The 16,411-nt window shown below is 33.7% G+C and carries 14 protein-coding genes; 7 read left to right on the top strand and 7 right to left on the bottom strand.

Features of this window, described 5'->3' with window-relative positions:
• Positions 1-81 precede the first annotated feature (81 nt).
• The 3 genes from B0A80_RS13730 (at position 82) to ettA (ending at position 4,357) form a co-directional block, all read left to right on the top strand.
• Positions 82-2,346, top strand: coding sequence for a hybrid sensor histidine kinase/response regulator (locus tag B0A80_RS13730; protein WP_089077634.1), 2,265 nt, complete (start codon positions 82-84; stop codon positions 2,344-2,346).
• A gap of 69 nt (positions 2,347-2,415) precedes the next feature.
• Positions 2,416-2,598 carry a CAL67264 family membrane protein gene (locus B0A80_RS13725; protein WP_017497526.1) on the top strand — a complete coding sequence of 61 codons (183 nt, stop codon included), beginning with the start codon at positions 2,416-2,418 and terminating at the stop codon, positions 2,596-2,598.
• Positions 2,599-2,665: 67 nt separating this feature from the next.
• A complete protein-coding gene (gene ettA / locus B0A80_RS13720; protein ID WP_026110094.1) occupies positions 2,666-4,357 on the top strand; it encodes an energy-dependent translational throttle protein EttA in 1,692 nt (563 codons plus the stop codon).
• A gap of 193 nt (positions 4,358-4,550) precedes the next feature.
• Here ettA and B0A80_RS13715 read toward each other — a convergent pair whose 3' ends face one another.
• Both B0A80_RS13715 and B0A80_RS13710 read right to left on the bottom strand, forming a co-directional pair.
• Entirely contained in the window at positions 4,551-4,964 is a 414-nt protein-coding gene (locus B0A80_RS13715; RefSeq protein WP_070908101.1) for a thiol-disulfide oxidoreductase DCC family protein, read from the bottom strand.
• A gap of 211 nt (positions 4,965-5,175) precedes the next feature.
• Positions 5,176-7,341, bottom strand: a complete 2,166-nt coding sequence (locus B0A80_RS13710) for an endonuclease MutS2 (RefSeq protein WP_089077633.1) — start codon at positions 7,339-7,341, stop codon at positions 5,176-5,178.
• 110 nt (positions 7,342-7,451) lie between these two features.
• Between B0A80_RS13710 and B0A80_RS13705 the strand changes: the two genes are divergently transcribed.
• Positions 7,452-8,123 carry a uracil-DNA glycosylase gene (locus B0A80_RS13705; protein WP_089077632.1) on the top strand — a complete coding sequence of 224 codons (672 nt, stop codon included), beginning with the start codon at positions 7,452-7,454 and terminating at the stop codon, positions 8,121-8,123.
• A gap of 70 nt (positions 8,124-8,193) precedes the next feature.
• Here B0A80_RS13705 and B0A80_RS13700 read toward each other — a convergent pair whose 3' ends face one another.
• From B0A80_RS13700 to porX, 5 genes are all read right to left on the bottom strand, one after another.
• A complete protein-coding gene (locus B0A80_RS13700; protein ID WP_017497521.1) occupies positions 8,194-8,580 on the bottom strand; it encodes a DUF4258 domain-containing protein in 387 nt (128 codons plus the stop codon).
• Between the two features lie 36 nt (positions 8,581-8,616).
• Complete coding sequence (locus B0A80_RS13695; protein WP_089077631.1) at positions 8,617-9,816, bottom strand: alanine dehydrogenase; 1,200 nt, start codon at positions 9,814-9,816, stop codon at positions 8,617-8,619.
• 83 nt (positions 9,817-9,899) lie between these two features.
• A complete protein-coding gene (locus B0A80_RS13690) occupies positions 9,900-10,373 on the bottom strand; it encodes a GNAT family N-acetyltransferase (protein WP_089077630.1) in 474 nt (157 codons plus the stop codon).
• 51 nt (positions 10,374-10,424) lie between these two features.
• On the bottom strand, positions 10,425-10,832 hold the full coding sequence (tsaE, locus tag B0A80_RS13685) for a tRNA (adenosine(37)-N6)-threonylcarbamoyltransferase complex ATPase subunit type 1 TsaE (RefSeq protein ID WP_017497518.1): 408 nt from the start codon (positions 10,830-10,832) through the stop codon (positions 10,425-10,427).
• A gap of 85 nt (positions 10,833-10,917) precedes the next feature.
• A complete protein-coding gene (gene porX / locus B0A80_RS13680; RefSeq protein WP_070908097.1) occupies positions 10,918-12,471 on the bottom strand; it encodes a T9SS response regulator signal transducer PorX in 1,554 nt (517 codons plus the stop codon).
• Positions 12,472-12,692: 221 nt separating this feature from the next.
• Between porX and B0A80_RS13675 the strand changes: the two genes are divergently transcribed.
• The 3 genes from B0A80_RS13675 to B0A80_RS13665 are packed head-to-tail and all read left to right on the top strand — an operon-like array spanning position 12,693 to position 16,386.
• Positions 12,693-13,922: an HD domain-containing protein gene (locus B0A80_RS13675; RefSeq protein ID WP_089077629.1), complete on the top strand. Its 1,230-nt coding sequence runs from the start codon at positions 12,693-12,695 to the stop codon at positions 13,920-13,922.
• Positions 13,923-13,961: 39 nt separating this feature from the next.
• Positions 13,962-15,005, top strand: coding sequence for a UDP-3-O-(3-hydroxymyristoyl)glucosamine N-acyltransferase (gene lpxD, locus B0A80_RS13670; RefSeq protein WP_017497515.1), 1,044 nt, complete (start codon positions 13,962-13,964; stop codon positions 15,003-15,005).
• Complete coding sequence (locus B0A80_RS13665; RefSeq protein ID WP_026110093.1) at positions 14,998-16,386, top strand: bifunctional UDP-3-O-[3-hydroxymyristoyl] N-acetylglucosamine deacetylase/3-hydroxyacyl-ACP dehydratase; 1,389 nt, start codon at positions 14,998-15,000, stop codon at positions 16,384-16,386. Before lpxD ends, B0A80_RS13665 begins: the two co-directional genes overlap by 8 nt.
• Positions 16,387-16,411 lie beyond the last annotated feature (25 nt).

The raw sequence follows: 16,411 nt of genomic DNA, 5'->3' as shown, positions 1-16,411 counted from the left end.
GTAGTATATAATGTATTAAAATTTTGGTAAAAACAATCTAAATTTACTATATTACCTGAATAATTTATATAAAAAATTTCGGTGGCCCCATCTACTTTAAATTTACGCATTTCAAGAATAAGGACTATTCTTGCGCTATTTGTTTGTCTTTTAACTGGTTTTAAGAGTCATTCGCAGTCTCAGATTCTCTCAAAAACAAACTCAGACATTATTCTGTCAAAGATTGATAGTGTAAAAAAGTTAATTCAAACAGAGAATGTTGAAAATCATCTTTTAGGACTTAAAATCTTAAATAAAACAAAAGCTTATCTGAAAACAAAAAAAGATACGGCAAGTCTTTTGTTCTTTCACAGAGAGAGTATTAAACTAATTTCCTATTTACAAAGTTTTGGAACCCCAAATGCTTATCTTCTTGAAAATTTTCAAATCTTAAAAAAATACAATAACAAGCGTGAGTTAGCCCTACTGCATGAAGCTCTTGGTGATCTGAGATATTATGAAGGCAGTAAGTCATTGTCGCATGAGTATGATTTGAAAGCGCAAAGATTAATAAAAAAATATGGTAACTATGAGGATAATATAAATATAAACTACAACCTCTCCGTTTATTATAAAACCTCTAAAGACTATAGGAAATCTATTGATTTTGCGATGACTTCGCTTGAAAACATTAAGAAAAGCAATACATTCGAGAAGAACAATTTCAAGATACCAAATTTATATCTCTTCATTTCTGAAGATTATTACCATTTAAAAGAAAATGACAGCGTATACAAATATCTGACACTTGCAGAAGAAACGAAAACGAATACTACAGACGGAAGGTTTCCTTATGGAGCTAAGCTGAATGAATTAAAAGCAATGTATTATTACAATATAGGAGATCTGGAAACTGCGGCAAAGTTGTACCAAATTTCAGTATCTGAATATGTTAAACTCAATCAGTATAAAATGAGGCTTGTTCAAAAATCAAACAAGCTAAACAGTACTTTAAAAATAAAAAATATTGAGAATAAAGGGAAAATTAATGAAGCGAGACTTGAAAGCGTAAGTGAATCTTATAAAAATTATTTGCTGATTTTTGCATTGTTGATTGTTCTGATATTGACAGTTCTGTTTATAATTCAATTTAGAGCATCTAAATATAAAATGAAGGTCAATTTAATTCTACAGAAGAAAAACTTAGAGTTAAAAAAAATAAATAGAGAGCTGAATGAGGCATCAAAAATAAAAGATACTTTTCTTGATGTGGTAACGCATGAATTGAAAACTCCTTTAAATACAATTAAAGGAACAGCATATTTGCTTAAAAGTGAAAAATCGGAACTTCTAAAGGAAGATTATATTAAAAATTTAAATTTTTCTTCAGATTATCTTCTGGGCTTTATCAATAATATGGTAGATTTTAAAAATTTAAAGCGTCATGATACTGTTAGCTTAGAATACAAAGACATTAACCTGGAAATAATATTAAACTCCATCATTGAAATGTTTAGAATCAATAATCTGAACCAGAATAGAATCGTACTTGATTTTGATGGTGAAATTTCACCTACTTTAAAGTGTGATGAAATAAGATTTACTCAGGTAATTATGGAGTTGATGACGAATGCCGCAAAATTTACTAAAAATGGCGAAATAACTTTAAAAGCAGAATTAATTGATTCTGCTAATGGTAAAGAAAGCATTAAATTTGAAGTTTCTGACACGGGAATTGGAATTTCAGAAGATGTACAAAGCAAAATATTTGAACCATTCATACAGGAATCGACTGAGATCAATAGTAATTACGGCGGAAGTGGTCTGGGGTTGTCCATTATAAAAAGAACGTTAGAACTTTTTGGAAGCCAGATAAAAGTTAAATCTAAAAAAGGCGATGGAACTACTTTTTCGTTTGTAATTGATTTTGAAATTTCTAAAGAAAGCCATGATGAAATTGTTTTTAATAATATTGAAAGACAAATTGAACAACTTACAGATATCGAGATTTTATTAGTTGAGGATAATAAAATGAATCAGATGATTGCCAAGAAAATTTTAATCAATAAAGGTTTTAAATGTGATGTAGCTAATAATGGACTTGAAGCAGTTGAGAAAGTTAAAGCTAAAAATTATGCCATAATATTGATGGATATAATGATGCCTGTTATGGACGGTTTTGAGGCATCGGCAATTATTAGTAATTTAAAACCTGAAATACCAATCGTAGCTTTAACGGCCATTTGCGAAAATATAGGTAACGATGATTTTCAAAGGGCCAAAATTTTAGAAAAACTTGATAAGCCGGTTGATCCAGATATTTTGTATGAAACAATTTTAAAATATGTTGTACAAAAAACACTTTAAGATCTATGGAAATTCACGATATTTGCATCTCTAAAAAATTACTACTTTTAAAATACTAATAAAGCAATTATGGGAATGAATAAAAATACCATCCTGGGATGGGCTACTTTTATAATGGTACTTATGGGTTTGTTACTTATAGGTCTTGGCGCTTTTAGATACAGAGACGTTTCGGGCTGGGGATTTGCTGCAACCGGAGTTGGTTTTATTGCAAACGCCTGGGTTTTTAACGCTTTGAAAGGAAGAGTTTAAAATATATTTAAGTAGGTTTCTCTAAAGAATCACAAAAAAATAAACATAAAAATAAAAAATAAATCAAATGTCAGACGATAAGAAAGTAATTTTCTCAATGCAAAAATTGAGTAAAACCTATCAGGGAGCAGACAAGCCAGTTCTTAAAAATATTTATTTGAGTTTCTTCTATGGAGCGAAAATTGGTATTTTGGGACTTAATGGTTCCGGAAAATCTTCACTTTTAAAAATTATTGCAGGAGTTGATAAAAACTACCAGGGTGATGTTGTTTTTCAACCGGGTTATACTGTTGGTTACTTAGAGCAAGAACCAATACTTGATGATTCTAAAACAGTTATCGAAATTGTTCGTGAAGGAGCAGCTGAAACCATGGCAGTTTTAGAAGAGTACAATCAGATTAATGATTTGTTTGGTCTTCCTGAAAACTATGAAGATCAGGATAAAATGGACAAGTTGATGGATCGTCAGGCAGCTTTGCAAGACAAAATTGATGCTCTTGGTGCCTGGGAAATTGATACAAAACTTGAAATTGCAATGGATGCCTTACGTACACCGGAAGGAGATACACCAATTAAAAACCTTTCAGGAGGGGAGCGCCGTCGTGTAGCACTATGTCGTTTGTTACTGCAACAGCCTGATGTATTGCTTTTGGATGAGCCTACCAACCACCTTGATGCTGAGAGTGTTCTTTGGTTAGAGCAACATTTAGCACAATACTCCGGAACTGTAATTGCCGTAACGCACGATAGATATTTCTTAGACAATGTTGCGGGTTGGATTTTAGAATTAGACAGAGGTGAAGGTATTCCATGGAAAGGAAATTATTCTTCATGGTTGGATCAAAAATCAAACCGTATGGCTCAGGAAGAAAAAGTGGCTTCTAAAAGAAGAAAAACTTTAGAGCGCGAGTTGGAGTGGGTTCGTCAGGGAGCAAAAGGTCGTCAAACGAAACAAAAAGCCCGTTTACAGAACTACGACAAATTATTGAATGAAGATCAAAAACAACTGGATGAGAATCTGGAAATCTATATCCCGAACGGTCCTCGTTTAGGAACCAATGTGATTGAAGCTAAAAATGTAGCAAAAGCTTTTGGGGATAAATTATTGTACGATAATTTGAACTTTACTTTACCACAGGCGGGAATTGTTGGAATTATTGGGCCAAACGGTGCCGGTAAGTCGACTATTTTCAAAATGATTATGGGAGAACAACAAACTGATAGTGGAGAATTTTCAGTTGGTGAAACTGTAAAAATTGCTTACGTTGACCAGTCACATTCAAACATTGATCCAAACAAATCAATTTGGGAAAATTTCGCTGACGGTCAGGAATTGGTAATGATGGGAGGTAAGCAGGTAAACTCAAGAGCTTATTTATCACGTTTCAATTTTGGAGGTGGTGAGCAAAACAAAAAAGTATCAATGTTGTCCGGTGGAGAGCGTAACCGTTTGCACTTAGCAATGACTTTGAAAGAAGAAGGAAACGTACTTTTACTGGATGAGCCTACGAATGACCTTGACGTAAATACACTTCGTGCACTTGAGGAAGGTTTAGAAAACTTCGCTGGTTGTGCTGTAATTATTTCTCACGACAGATGGTTCTTAGATAGAATCTGTACACACATTCTTGCTTTTGAGGGAGACTCTGAAGTTTATTTCTTTGAAGGAAGTTTCTCTGATTATGAAGAAAACAAAAAGAAACGTCTTGGTGGTGATTTAACTCCAAAACGTCTGAAATACAGAAAATTGATTAGATAGTAAAATCTAAACTTTCAATAAAAAAATCCCAAATTCCAGTTATTGTGAATTTGGGATTTTTTATTATTACATAAAACATTTCTTCGATCTTTGTCGATTTGCAAATGTGATATCTCGTTGCTCGAAATGACAAATATTGCGCAATGATAATATTGCGTCAAATTGGTATTTGGAATTTAAAAATTGAAATTTTCTAAAGAAACTTAGCTTTCAATTCCGCTGTCGGAATCATGCAGCTTTCTTTTTTACCATACCAATTGTATCTATTTTTGGCGACATAATCATAAATACGGTCGCTGATAAAAATAGGAACAATCCTGAAAATTTCTGATAATCTCCAAAGACCACCAAATTCTTTTGCAATAGCTATTACTGCAGATGATTTGTAAAAGTACGCAGAGTCAGGATTGAATAATAGAATACTGTCCATTTTTGCATAACTAATCCCCAAATGTTTACAAATTGAAATTCCTAATTCTGATTGCAAAGCCACAAATCTAAAAATGTCTTTTTTATCATGCTTGATTATGAATTGCACGGCAGAGTTGCAGAGATTGCAGATGCCATCGAAGAGAACTATTTTTTTATTTGCGGGTAAATCAATCATTTTTTAAACAGATGGTATTTTGATAGAATAATATAATTATACCTATTATCTATTACTTTTTTAGTTTTAATAGTTTTTGAAGATTGAAAACAGCTTTAATAAAATAATTTTATGGCAATTTTAAAACATAACGACCTTCTTATTCGTTTTTAAAGAATTAGCGCTTTAAATCGCTTTATTTTGAATTTTGCCAAGAAAAACGTAAATTTTATTACTTTTTAACCGCTTCAACCAACTCCAACTCATCTAAACTGACTTTCGATGTGAAAATGCCGTAATTTACTGTTGCTTTATTTTTTTCGATAGCATCAATACTTCCAACAGATCTTCCGTCGAGCATTCTTACACGATCACCAACTTTTAGAATTGGTTTTGGTTTTTCAACTACAGGTTTAAGTTTCTTTTCTTTTTTCTCTTTTCGAATTTCCTCCACTTTAACTGTGATTTCAGCAATTACTTCTTTTTTCTTTTCAATTATTGCTTTCGTTTCTTTTGGAGTCGCCTTTTTGCGTTTTGAATTTTCAATCTCAACTATTTTCAAAAATTCACCAATAAGTTCCTTTTTGTTTTTGTTGTTAAAGTATTTCTCTGAAATATCTTCGATTTTCTGACCGATATAAATCGTTTTCTGATTGCTATCGTATAATTCCTGATAACTTTCCAGTTTTTGCTTGATCTTAACGTTGATGTTTTCCATCTTTTTGCTTTCTTCACGAGCCCTGGTTTCTTCCTCTTTTAGATTAAGAGAAGTTTTTTCAAGCTTGGAGCGCTCTTTCTGAAGGGTAGCAATTGTTTTATCAAAACGAACTTTGCCTACTTCAATTTTCTTTTTAGCACGATTAATCAATCCAAAAGGAATCCCATTTTTTAGAGCTACTTCAAAAGTAAATGAACTTCCGGCCTGACCTAAAGCCAGTTTGTACATAGGTTCTAAAGTCTTTTCATCAAACATCATATTGGCATTGGTTGCGTATGGCAATTCATTAGCCAAAATCTTTAGATTGGAATAATGAGTGGTTATAATTCCGAAAGCTTCACGATGATAAAATTCTTCCAGGAATATCTCTGCCAAAGCACCACCTAATTCCGGATCAGATCCTGTACCAAATTCATCAATTAAAAACATAGTCTTCTTGTTACACTTCTTCAGGAAGTAGTTCATGTTTTTTAATCGGTAACTATAGGTACTCAAATGATTTTCAATAGATTGATTGTCTCCGATATCTGTTAAAATTCTGTCAAATAAGAATGTTTCGCTTCGTTCATGAACCGGAATAAGCATCCCGGATTGCAGCATTAACTGTAACAAACCTACTGTTTTTAGTGAAATTGTTTTTCCACCCGCATTAGGTCCCGAAATCACAATGATACGATTGTCTTGCTTTAGCTCAATGGTTTGCGGATGAGTAACTTCATTTTTCTGTTTGTTGTTCAGATATAAAATCGGATGATACGCTTCTCTGAAAAACAACCTTCTTTCTTCTGTAATAGTAGGCAGGATTCCGTTGATTCGATTCGCATATTTTGCCTTTCCGGCAACAACGTCAATATCACTCAAAAAATCCTGATATTCAATTAATAAAGGCAAGTACGGACGAATTGCATTGGATAATTGCTTCAAAATTCGGGTAATTTCTTCCTTCTCTTCGTATTCTAAATTGGCTAATTCTCTGGAGTATTTTAATGTAGCTTCAGGTTCGATATAAGCAATACTTCCGGTTTTCGAACTTCCTAAAATAGAGCCCTTAACTTTTCGTCTGTACATGGCTAAAACCGCCAAAACTCTTCGGTTTTGCACAAAACTTTCTTTTATATCATCGAGATAACCTAAACTATTGTACTGTGTAAGAGCGACTCCGAAACTTTGGTTTACTTTACCACGAACCAGGTTCATACCCTGACGAATGCTTAATAAAGCCGGTGAAGCATTGTCTTTTATTTCACCATATTTGTCTACAATAGCATCAATAGTGGTCACAATATCTTTTGTGTATTCAACACGTGAAGCTCTAGCATTTAGATTTGGATAATAATCATCAAACTTTTTAAGAAAATTTAGTAAAAAATTTGAGGTAGAAGAGAGTGTAGCAATTTTTCTAAAGCTTCCCACTTCAAGAAAACTATCTTCAATTGCCAGAAACTTAATCTCGTGAGTTATGGCGTCAAACCCGTGATTGGGAATGGCGTTATTATTTTGAAAGGAGGAAACATATTCTGATGTTTGCATTAAAGCCTGCATCAAAGTTTCCTGATCTCTAAAAGGTGTTATTTGTAAAGCTTTTTCTTTTCCTATATCAGTATTACAGCCTGCTGAGATGGTTTCGAGTACTGTAGGAAATTGTAAATCTTGTAACGTTTTTTCGGTTATAGATATCATTATATATCGTAAGTTGTAAAGGTTCAAAGTTACAAAGTTTTGTAACGAAATAGTACTATTAATTAGTACTTTGAAAAAAACTTTGCTTAATTTGTGATAAAATTTAAAAAATGAAAATCAATCTTTCTCCTGATTGGGAAACGGTATTAAAAGATGAAAATCAAAAAACTTATTTTTCTGAGCTCATGAAAACTTTGGAAATTGAGTATCAAACACATACTTGTTATCCACCTGCAGAATTGATTTTCTCTGCTTTTAATACCTGTACTTTTCAAAACTTAAAAGTTGTCATCATAGGACAAGATCCTTATCATGGAGAAGGAGAGGCCAATGGATTGAGTTTTTCTGTAAATGATTCCGTTAAAATTCCCCCTTCACTGCGAAATATTTACAGGGAACTAAATGACGATCTCGATTCGATCTTTATGCCAACATCAGGTAATCTTGAAAAGTGGGCAAAACAAGGTGTTTTACTTTTAAATGCATCCTTGACAGTTCGTAAAGACAGTCCAAATAGCCATAAACATTTGAAGTGGAATTTGTTTACAGACGCAGTAATTCAAGCCATTTCGGATCAAAAAGAGAATGTTGTATTCCTGTTATGGGGAAGCTTTGCTCACAAAAAAGGCGCTAAAATTGATCGTTCTAAACATTGTGTTTTAGAATCCGGACATCCTTCGCCTATGAGTGCTAATCAGGGAAAATGGTTCGGAAACAAACATTTTAGCAAAACCAATGATTTTTTGAAATCCAAAGCAATCAAAGAAATCGACTGGCTGTAGAAACGAATAGCTAGTTAAAATCAGCTTTTATAACAAAAACTGATTGTCGCTAATTATTAAAATGACACACTTACTCTTTTGTGTCTTTTTTAATAATCTCTTCCAGAATAGCTTTGTTCTCGTAGTTGACTACTTTTAAAATTATCTCTTGATTTTTAGCTGTTTTTCCTTCGATTATATAAAGTTTTCCTTTGTTTACAGGAACATTGCTTTTGTCAAAATCAACATCACCAAATGTCAGTGTGCTTTTAATATCTGCGGTGTCAACCCATTTTTCATTTAAAGTCTGAATTGCTTTTTCGGAATACTGAAAAGGCTTAGTGCGTAAATTATTTAAAACTCTGGCGTTTGGAAAGTAATTGCAACGTGTGTCTTTTCCACTGAACACAAGGGCTACAAAAAAGCATCCCATAACCAAACCAACCAAATAATATGCAAAACGATGTACGAACTTCATGAAATATAATTTTTGCAAAGGTACATTAAAGTTCCCTTAAAATACAAGTAAATTAATATCGTTGTCCGGTAAATCAAACCATTCTCCAATTGCTTTACTGGTCAGGATTCCGTGATACATGTAAATTCCGTTTTTTAATCCTTTATTGCATCGTATAGCACTTTCCAGACCACCGTCTTCTGCAATTTGAAGCAAATAAGGAGTAAGGATATTACTTATGGATAATGAAGCTGTCTTAGAATATCTGGAAGGGATATTAGGTACACAATAGTGCAGCACATTGCTTTTTATAAAGGTCGGTTTTTCATGAGTGGTAACCTCCGAAGTTTCAAAACAACCTCCGGTATCAATACTCACATCTACAATTACAGCCCCTTTTTTCATGTGTTCAACCATTGTTTCCGTAACAATAATAGGGCAACGTTCTTTACCACGCATGGCACCAATCGCCACGTCACAACGTCTTAAAGCCTTTAGCAGCGCTTTTTGCTGTACCGTTGCAGTAAAAATACGTTGGTTAAGACTGTTTTGCAAACGGCGTAATTTGGTAATTGAATTATCAAAAACTTTCACATTTGCACCCAGTCCTATGGCGGTTTTTGCAGCAAACTCACCCACGGTTCCGGCACCCAGAATAACAACATCAGTAGGAGGGACTCCGGTAATATTACCAAACAAAAGGCCTTTTCCAAACTCGTCCGTAATCATTAATTCGGCAGCAATAAGAATAGAAGCTGTTCCTGCAATTTCACTTAGCGATTTTACAGCAGGATACGAGCCATCTTCGTCTTTTATGTATTCAAAAGCCAGTGCCGTTATTTTTTTCTGTGCTAAAGCTTCAAAGTATGCTTTCTTCTTAGTTTTTAATTGAATGGCCGAAATTATGATGGTTTCCGGATTGATCATTTCAATTTCGGCTGTTGTAGGAGGTTCTACTTTAAGAAGCATTGGGCAACCAAAGACTTTCTTTGTGTCATTTGTTACTTCAGCTCCTGCATCAGAGTATTCTTTATCGGTGTAACTGGAACTTTCTCCGGCTCCTGATTCAATCATTACCCTATGTCCCTCATATGTCAACGCACTAACAGCATCCGGAGTCAGACAAATACGACGTTCCTGATAACTTGTTTCTTTAGGAATTCCTATAAAAAGCTCACTTTTGAATCGGCCAATTTCAAGTTTTTCTTCTTGTGGCAACAATTGCTGTTTCGTAAATGGAGTTAAGGTAATTGACATGGGTTGTGCAAAAAATTAAGAGTACAAATTACGTAAAAAGTTTTAAAATCAATGTAAAAATTCTGCTAATAGTTGTTTAAGAATTACAACAGAATTTTCTCCATTTTTATGTCCGCTCTTTCGTAACTGACGTCACCTAAAGGAACTTCAGTAAAACCAAATTTCTGGTACAAATGAAGCGCAGGAAACAGTATGCGATTGGAATACAAAAACAGCTTTTTAATATTGTTTTCTTTTGCAACAGCCATGCAATGTGTTAACAGTTTGTTTCCAACTCCAAGACCTTGTGCCTGATCTGAAACAGCCATTTTGCTCAATTCAAAGGTATAGTTATCGACTTTCATTAAGGAAACAGTTCCAATAATTTCACCGTTATATCTGGCGTAGAAGATTAGTCCGCCTTTATCGATAATTTCTTCTTGTGGGTTAGAAAGTACCAATTCGTCTTTTTCTTCTACTTTAAAATACTTTTTAAGCCATTCCAAATTTAGAATCTTAATGTATTCTTTTAAATCAGTTGAAAAAGAGATTATTTCTACAGTATTTTGGGTATTCATTTTTATTTTCTTAGTATCTTTATGTAGACCTTTCGCCTTTTGTTGAAAGTTTTAGGATAATTTCAATTCTCTTTTTCCATCTGCCAGCAGTTCAATTGTGATGGTTGAAGTTTCTTCCGGGAGTAAGCTTGCAATTTTTTCAGACCATTCAATAAAACACCAATTTCCGGAATACAAGTAATCGTCAACTCCCATGTCTAGCGCTTCAGTTTCTTTGTTTAATCTATAAAAATCAAAATGATAAACAATTTGATTGTCAGAAGTATAATATTCATTAACTAAAGAAAAGGTAGGGCTACTGGTTGCGTCCTGAACTCCCAGATTTTTACACAATTGCTTGATTAAGGTAGTTTTTCCAACACCCATTTCTCCATTGAAAAGAATGATTTTTTTTGGATTTGCTGCTAAAATTTGAGTTGCTACTTCTTTAATTTGATCTAATGAAAAAACGATGTTCATTTCTTGTTTGTTTTAATTAGTCTCAGTTTTCAGTTTTCAGTCTCAGCTCTAAACTGAGACTGAAAACCGTGACTGAGAACTTTTTCTATTTCGGATTAAATACCAAAAACGGAATAATCATTTCTTCTAACGAAATCCCTCCGTGCTGGTAAGTGTTTTTATAATAACTCACATAGTGATTGTAGTTGTTTACATAGGCCAAAAAGTAATCGTTTTTAGCAAAAATAAACGAACTACTCATGTTAATCGCTGGCAAACCGATTGTTTTAGGCTCTTTGACAACATACACATCTTTTTGTTCGTACGTTAAACTACGACCGGTTTTGTAGCGCAAATTTAAACTTGTATTTTTATCTCCAACCACTTTCGACGGATTTTTTACATTAATAGTACCGTGATCTGTTGTTAAAATCAATTTAAAACCTAAAAGTTGCGCCTGCTGTATAATTTCGAGCAGCGGCGAGTTCTTAAACCAGCTTAAAGTCAGTGAGCGATAGGCTTTGTCATCTGAAGCCAGTTCTTTTACCACTTCCATTTCAGTTTTGGCATGTGACAGCATGTCAACAAAATTATAAACTACGGTTACAAGGTCGTTTCCTTTTAAAGCTTTGAAGTTTTCTGCCAATTTTTTCCCTCCGGCGTAATTCGTAATTTTGAAATAATCCTCTTTAATGTTTAAACCTAAACGTTTTAATTGCGCCGATAGAAATTCGGCTTCAAAAAGGTTTTTTCCACCATCTTCAACATCATTTTTCCAATATTGCGGAAATTGTTTTTCCATCTCTATCGGTAATAAACCTGAAAAGATTGAATTACGGGCATATTGGGTGGCGGTTGGAAGAATGGAGAAATACGGAACCTCTTTTTCCAGTTTATAATAATTGGAAACTACGGTTTCAAAAGATTTCCATTGATCATAACGCAGGTTGTCAATTACCACAAATAGAATAGGTTTGTCCTTCTTTTTAATTTCCGGAACTACTAATTCTTTGAATAAATTGTGCGATTGAACAGGCTTGTCTGCCTTTGGAGCAAACCAGTCTTCATAATTTCTCTCGATATATTTTCCGAATTGCGAATTGGCTTCTACTTTCTGAGATTCAAGAATTTCTATCATCGCCTGATCGTTGATGTTCTCGAGTTCTAATTCCCAGAAAATTAACTTTTTATAAAGTTCAATCCAATCTTCAAAAGAATTAACCATAGCCAACTCCATGGATATTTTTCTAAACTCCTTTTGATAATCTAATGTCGTTTTTTCAGAAATTAGCCTCGAATGATCCAGATTTTTCTTCAGACTTAACAAAATCTGATTCGGATTTACCGGTTTTATGAGATAATCGGCAATTTTGGAGCCAATAGCTTCTTCCATGATATACTCTTCCTCACTTTTGGTAATCATAATCATTGGAATAGCTGATTTTTTCTCTTTCATTTCCGAAAGTGTTTCCAGACCACTCATTCCGGGCATATTTTCATCTAAAAAAACAATATCAAAATTGTCTTCTTCAAATAATGCAATCGCATCTAAACCATTGTTAGAGGTGGTTACAGTGTAGTTTTTTTTCTCCAGAAATAATATATGTGGCTTTAAAAGATCGATTTCATCATCGACCCAAAGTATTTTTATCTTGTCCATAAACGATTTAATTTTTAATGCAATTTAGAAGTATAGAACTTAAAAAGTATTAAATATAGTATAAAATTCAGAATTAAGAATGGTTAATTTTTCTGAAAATCTACTTAATGTAATGTTATTATATTGATTTTCAAAGGGAACATTTGTTGATTTTTAAGTAAAAAACGCAAAGTTGTTTATGGTTAATTACTTATATTTGTTCACCTAAAAATAACCAAATAGTGACTCATATCAATAAGTTAAAAATATTCAATGATCCCATTTACGGATTTATCACCATACCGAACGAACTTATTTACGATTTAATTCAGCACCCGTATTTTCAGCGTTTACGCCGTATTTCGCAAATGGGTTTGTCGTATTTGGTTTATCCCGGTGCCAATCATACGCGTTTTCATCATGCTTTAGGCTGCATGCATTTAATGCAAAAATCAGTAGATACACTTCGTTTTAAAGGAGTTGCGATTTCAGCTGAAGAAGAGAATGCATTGTATATTGCCATTTTACTGCACGATATTGGTCACGGGCCTTTTTCGCATGCCATGGAAAAAAGTATTGTAGAAGATGTGCATCATGAAGCTATTTCGTTGCTGTTTATGAATAAACTCAATGAAGAATTTGAGGGAAAACTGAGTCTGGCCATTCAGGTTTTCAAAGGCGATTACCACCGAAAATTCATGTTGCAGCTCATCTCAAGTCAGCTCGACATGGACCGAATGGATTATTTAAAAAGGGATAGTTTTTACACTGGTGTAGCCGAGGGAAATGTAAATTCTGAACGTTTGATTCAGATGATGAATGTAGTTGACGGTACTTTGGTAATTGAGGAAAAAGGAATTTATTCTGTCGAAAAGTTTCTGCTTTCAAGAAGATTGATGTACTGGCAGGCTTATTTACATAAAACAAGTCTCGTGGCCGAATTGATTTTGATGAAGGTATTAAAAAGAGCTAAAGAACTTACTCTAAAAGGCATAATTCTGCCGTGTAGTGAGCCGCTTTTGTATTTTATGAAGAACAGAGTCACTCTGGAGGATTTTGATGCTGAAAAATTAGATTTATTCTCCCAATTGGATGATTTTGATATTATTAGCGCTTTAAAAGCCTGGCAAAAACACAATGATTTTATACTTTCAACTTTAAGTAAAATGCTTATTAACAGAGATTTACTTAAAATCAAGCTTACCGCAGAAAAAATACCTGCCGAAGAATTACAATCGCTGAAGGAAGAATTTGCTAACGAACATCATATTACACAATTAGAAGCCGGATATTTTATTTTTGGCGGAAAAATTAAAAACCAGGCTTATAGCAAAGAAGCTGAACCCATACGAATTTTCAAAAAAGACAAAACAATTGAAGATGTTGTTGAAGCATCTGATCAATTGAATTTGAGGTCGTTATCTAAATTGGTGACAAAATATTACATCTGTTTCCCAAAACAACTTATCTAAAATTAACATTTAAAATCTATTTTTTATATTTTTGTCGCAATGAAATTTACAGCAGAACAAATAGCGGGAATTTTAGAAGGAGAAGTTGTTGGGAATCCCAATGTAGAAGTTTCTCGATTATCTAAAATAGAAGAAGGTGAGGAGGGATCGCTTACTTTTTTGGCCAATCCAAAATATATCAACCACATATATACTACTAAAGCATCTGTAACAATTGTTAATGATAGCTTTATTCCGGAACAGGAAATCACTACAACTTTAATAAAAGTGGAAGACGCTTATGCTTCTTTCTCTAAACTTTTACAGTTTTACAATCAGGTTAAATTGAACAAAAACGGTATAGAAGCACAGTCTTTTATAACAGAAGGAACTAAATATGGCGAGAATCTGTATTTAGGAAGCTTTAGTTATATTGGACAAAATGTGGTTCTGGGTGACAATGTAAAAATTTATCCGAACAGTTTTATTGGAGATAATGTTGTTATTGGCGATAATGTGTATATTTTTGCAGGTGCTAAAATTTATTCCGAAACTATAATTGGTAACAATTGTACTATTCATTCCGGAACTATTATTGGTGCGGATGGTTTTGGTTTTGTACCAAATGATGAAGGAGTATACAGTAAGGTACCACAAATTGGTAATGTTATTATTGAAGATAATGTTGATATTGGCGCTAACACTACCATCGACAGAGCAACTCTTGGTTCGACGATTATCCGACAAGGAGTTAAATTAGACAATCAGATTCAGATTGCGCACAATGTTGAAATTGGCAAAAATACTGTAATTGCAGCGCAATCAGGTGTGGCCGGTTCAACTAAAATTGGCGAGAACTGTATGATTGGCGGACAAGTAGGTATCGCGGGACACTTGACTATAGGTAACAATGTGAGATTGCAGGCTCAATCAGGAGTAGCAAGAAACATTAAAGATGATGAAATTTTACAAGGGACACCGTCTCTTGGTTATACTGATTTTAACAAATCGTATGTTCATTTCAAGAATCTGCCTAAAATAGTTTCCGAAGTAGAAGAATTAAAAAAACAAATAATAAACCCAAAAAATGGAAATAATGGTTAAACAGAAGACCATCAAAAATGAAATTTCACTAACAGGCGTTGGATTACACACTGGGAAAGAAGTTACAATGACTTTTAAACCTGCTCCAATAAATAATGGTTTCACTTTTGTAAGAGTAGATTTGCAAGGTCAGCCGGTCATTGAGGCTGATGCTAACTATGTTGTTAATACGCAAAGAGGTACTAATTTAGAAAAACTTGGCGTAAAAATTCAAACTCCTGAACATGTTTTGGCGGCATTAGTTGGATGTGATCTTGACAATGTTATTATAGAATTAGACGCTTCAGAACTTCCTATCATGGATGGTTCTTCAAAATATTTTGTGGAAGCAATTGAAAAAGCTGAAATCGAAGAGCAAGACGCTAAACGTAACGTTTATGTAGTAAAAGAAGTGATATCATTTACAGACGAAACGACCGGAAGCGAGATTTTGGTAATGCCAAGCGACGATTATCAGGTGACTACAATGGTAGATTTTGGTACTAAAGTTTTAGGCACTCAGAATGCTACTATGAAAAGTATAGCTGATTTTAAGAATGAAATTGCAAGTTCAAGAACTTTTAGTTTCTTACACGAATTAGAGTCATTATTAGAGCACGGTTTAATTAAAGGTGGTGATCTAAATAATGCAATCGTATATGTAGACAAAGAAATTTCTGAGTCTACTATGGCGAATTTAAAGAAAGCTTTCGGTAAAGATGAAATTTCAGTAAAACCAAATGGTGTTCTTGATAATTTGACTTTACATTATCCAAACGAAGCAGCAAGACATAAGCTTCTTGATGTAATTGGAGATTTATCTCTTATCGGAGTTCGTATACAAGGAAAAATTATCGCTAACAAACCAGGGCATTTTGTAAATACACAGTTTGCTAAAAAGTTAGCTAAAATTATCAAGATAGAGCAAAGAAATCATGTACCTGTTTATGATTTAAATCAGGAACCTTTGATGGATATTCATAAAATCATGGCGATGCTTCCTCACAGACCTCCATTCTTGTTGATTGACAGAATTATCGAAATGTCTGATCGTCATGTGGTTGGTTTGAAGAATGTGACCATGAATGAAAATTTCTTTGTTGGGCATTTCCCGGAGGCACCGGTTATGCCGGGTGTATTAATTGTGGAAGCAATGGCACAAACGGGTGGAATTTTGGTTTTAAGCACAGTTCCGGATCCTGAAAATTATTTGACTTATTTTATGAAAATTGATAATGTCAAATTCAAACACAAAGTATTGCCGGGTGATACCTTAATTTTCAAATGTGAATTGATTTCTCCAATCAGAAGAGGAATCTGTCATATGCAGGCAAATGCTTACGCAAATGGAAAATTAGTGACCGAGGCAGAATTAATGGCTCAAATTGCGAGAAAACAATAATAAATAATCAATTTTATTGTTTAGG

The sequence above is a fragment of the Flavobacterium tructae genome (genome assembly GCF_002217475.1).
Classification (GTDB): domain Bacteria; phylum Bacteroidota; class Bacteroidia; order Flavobacteriales; family Flavobacteriaceae; genus Flavobacterium; species Flavobacterium tructae.
This window is presented reverse-complemented; position numbering and strand designations above follow the sequence as displayed.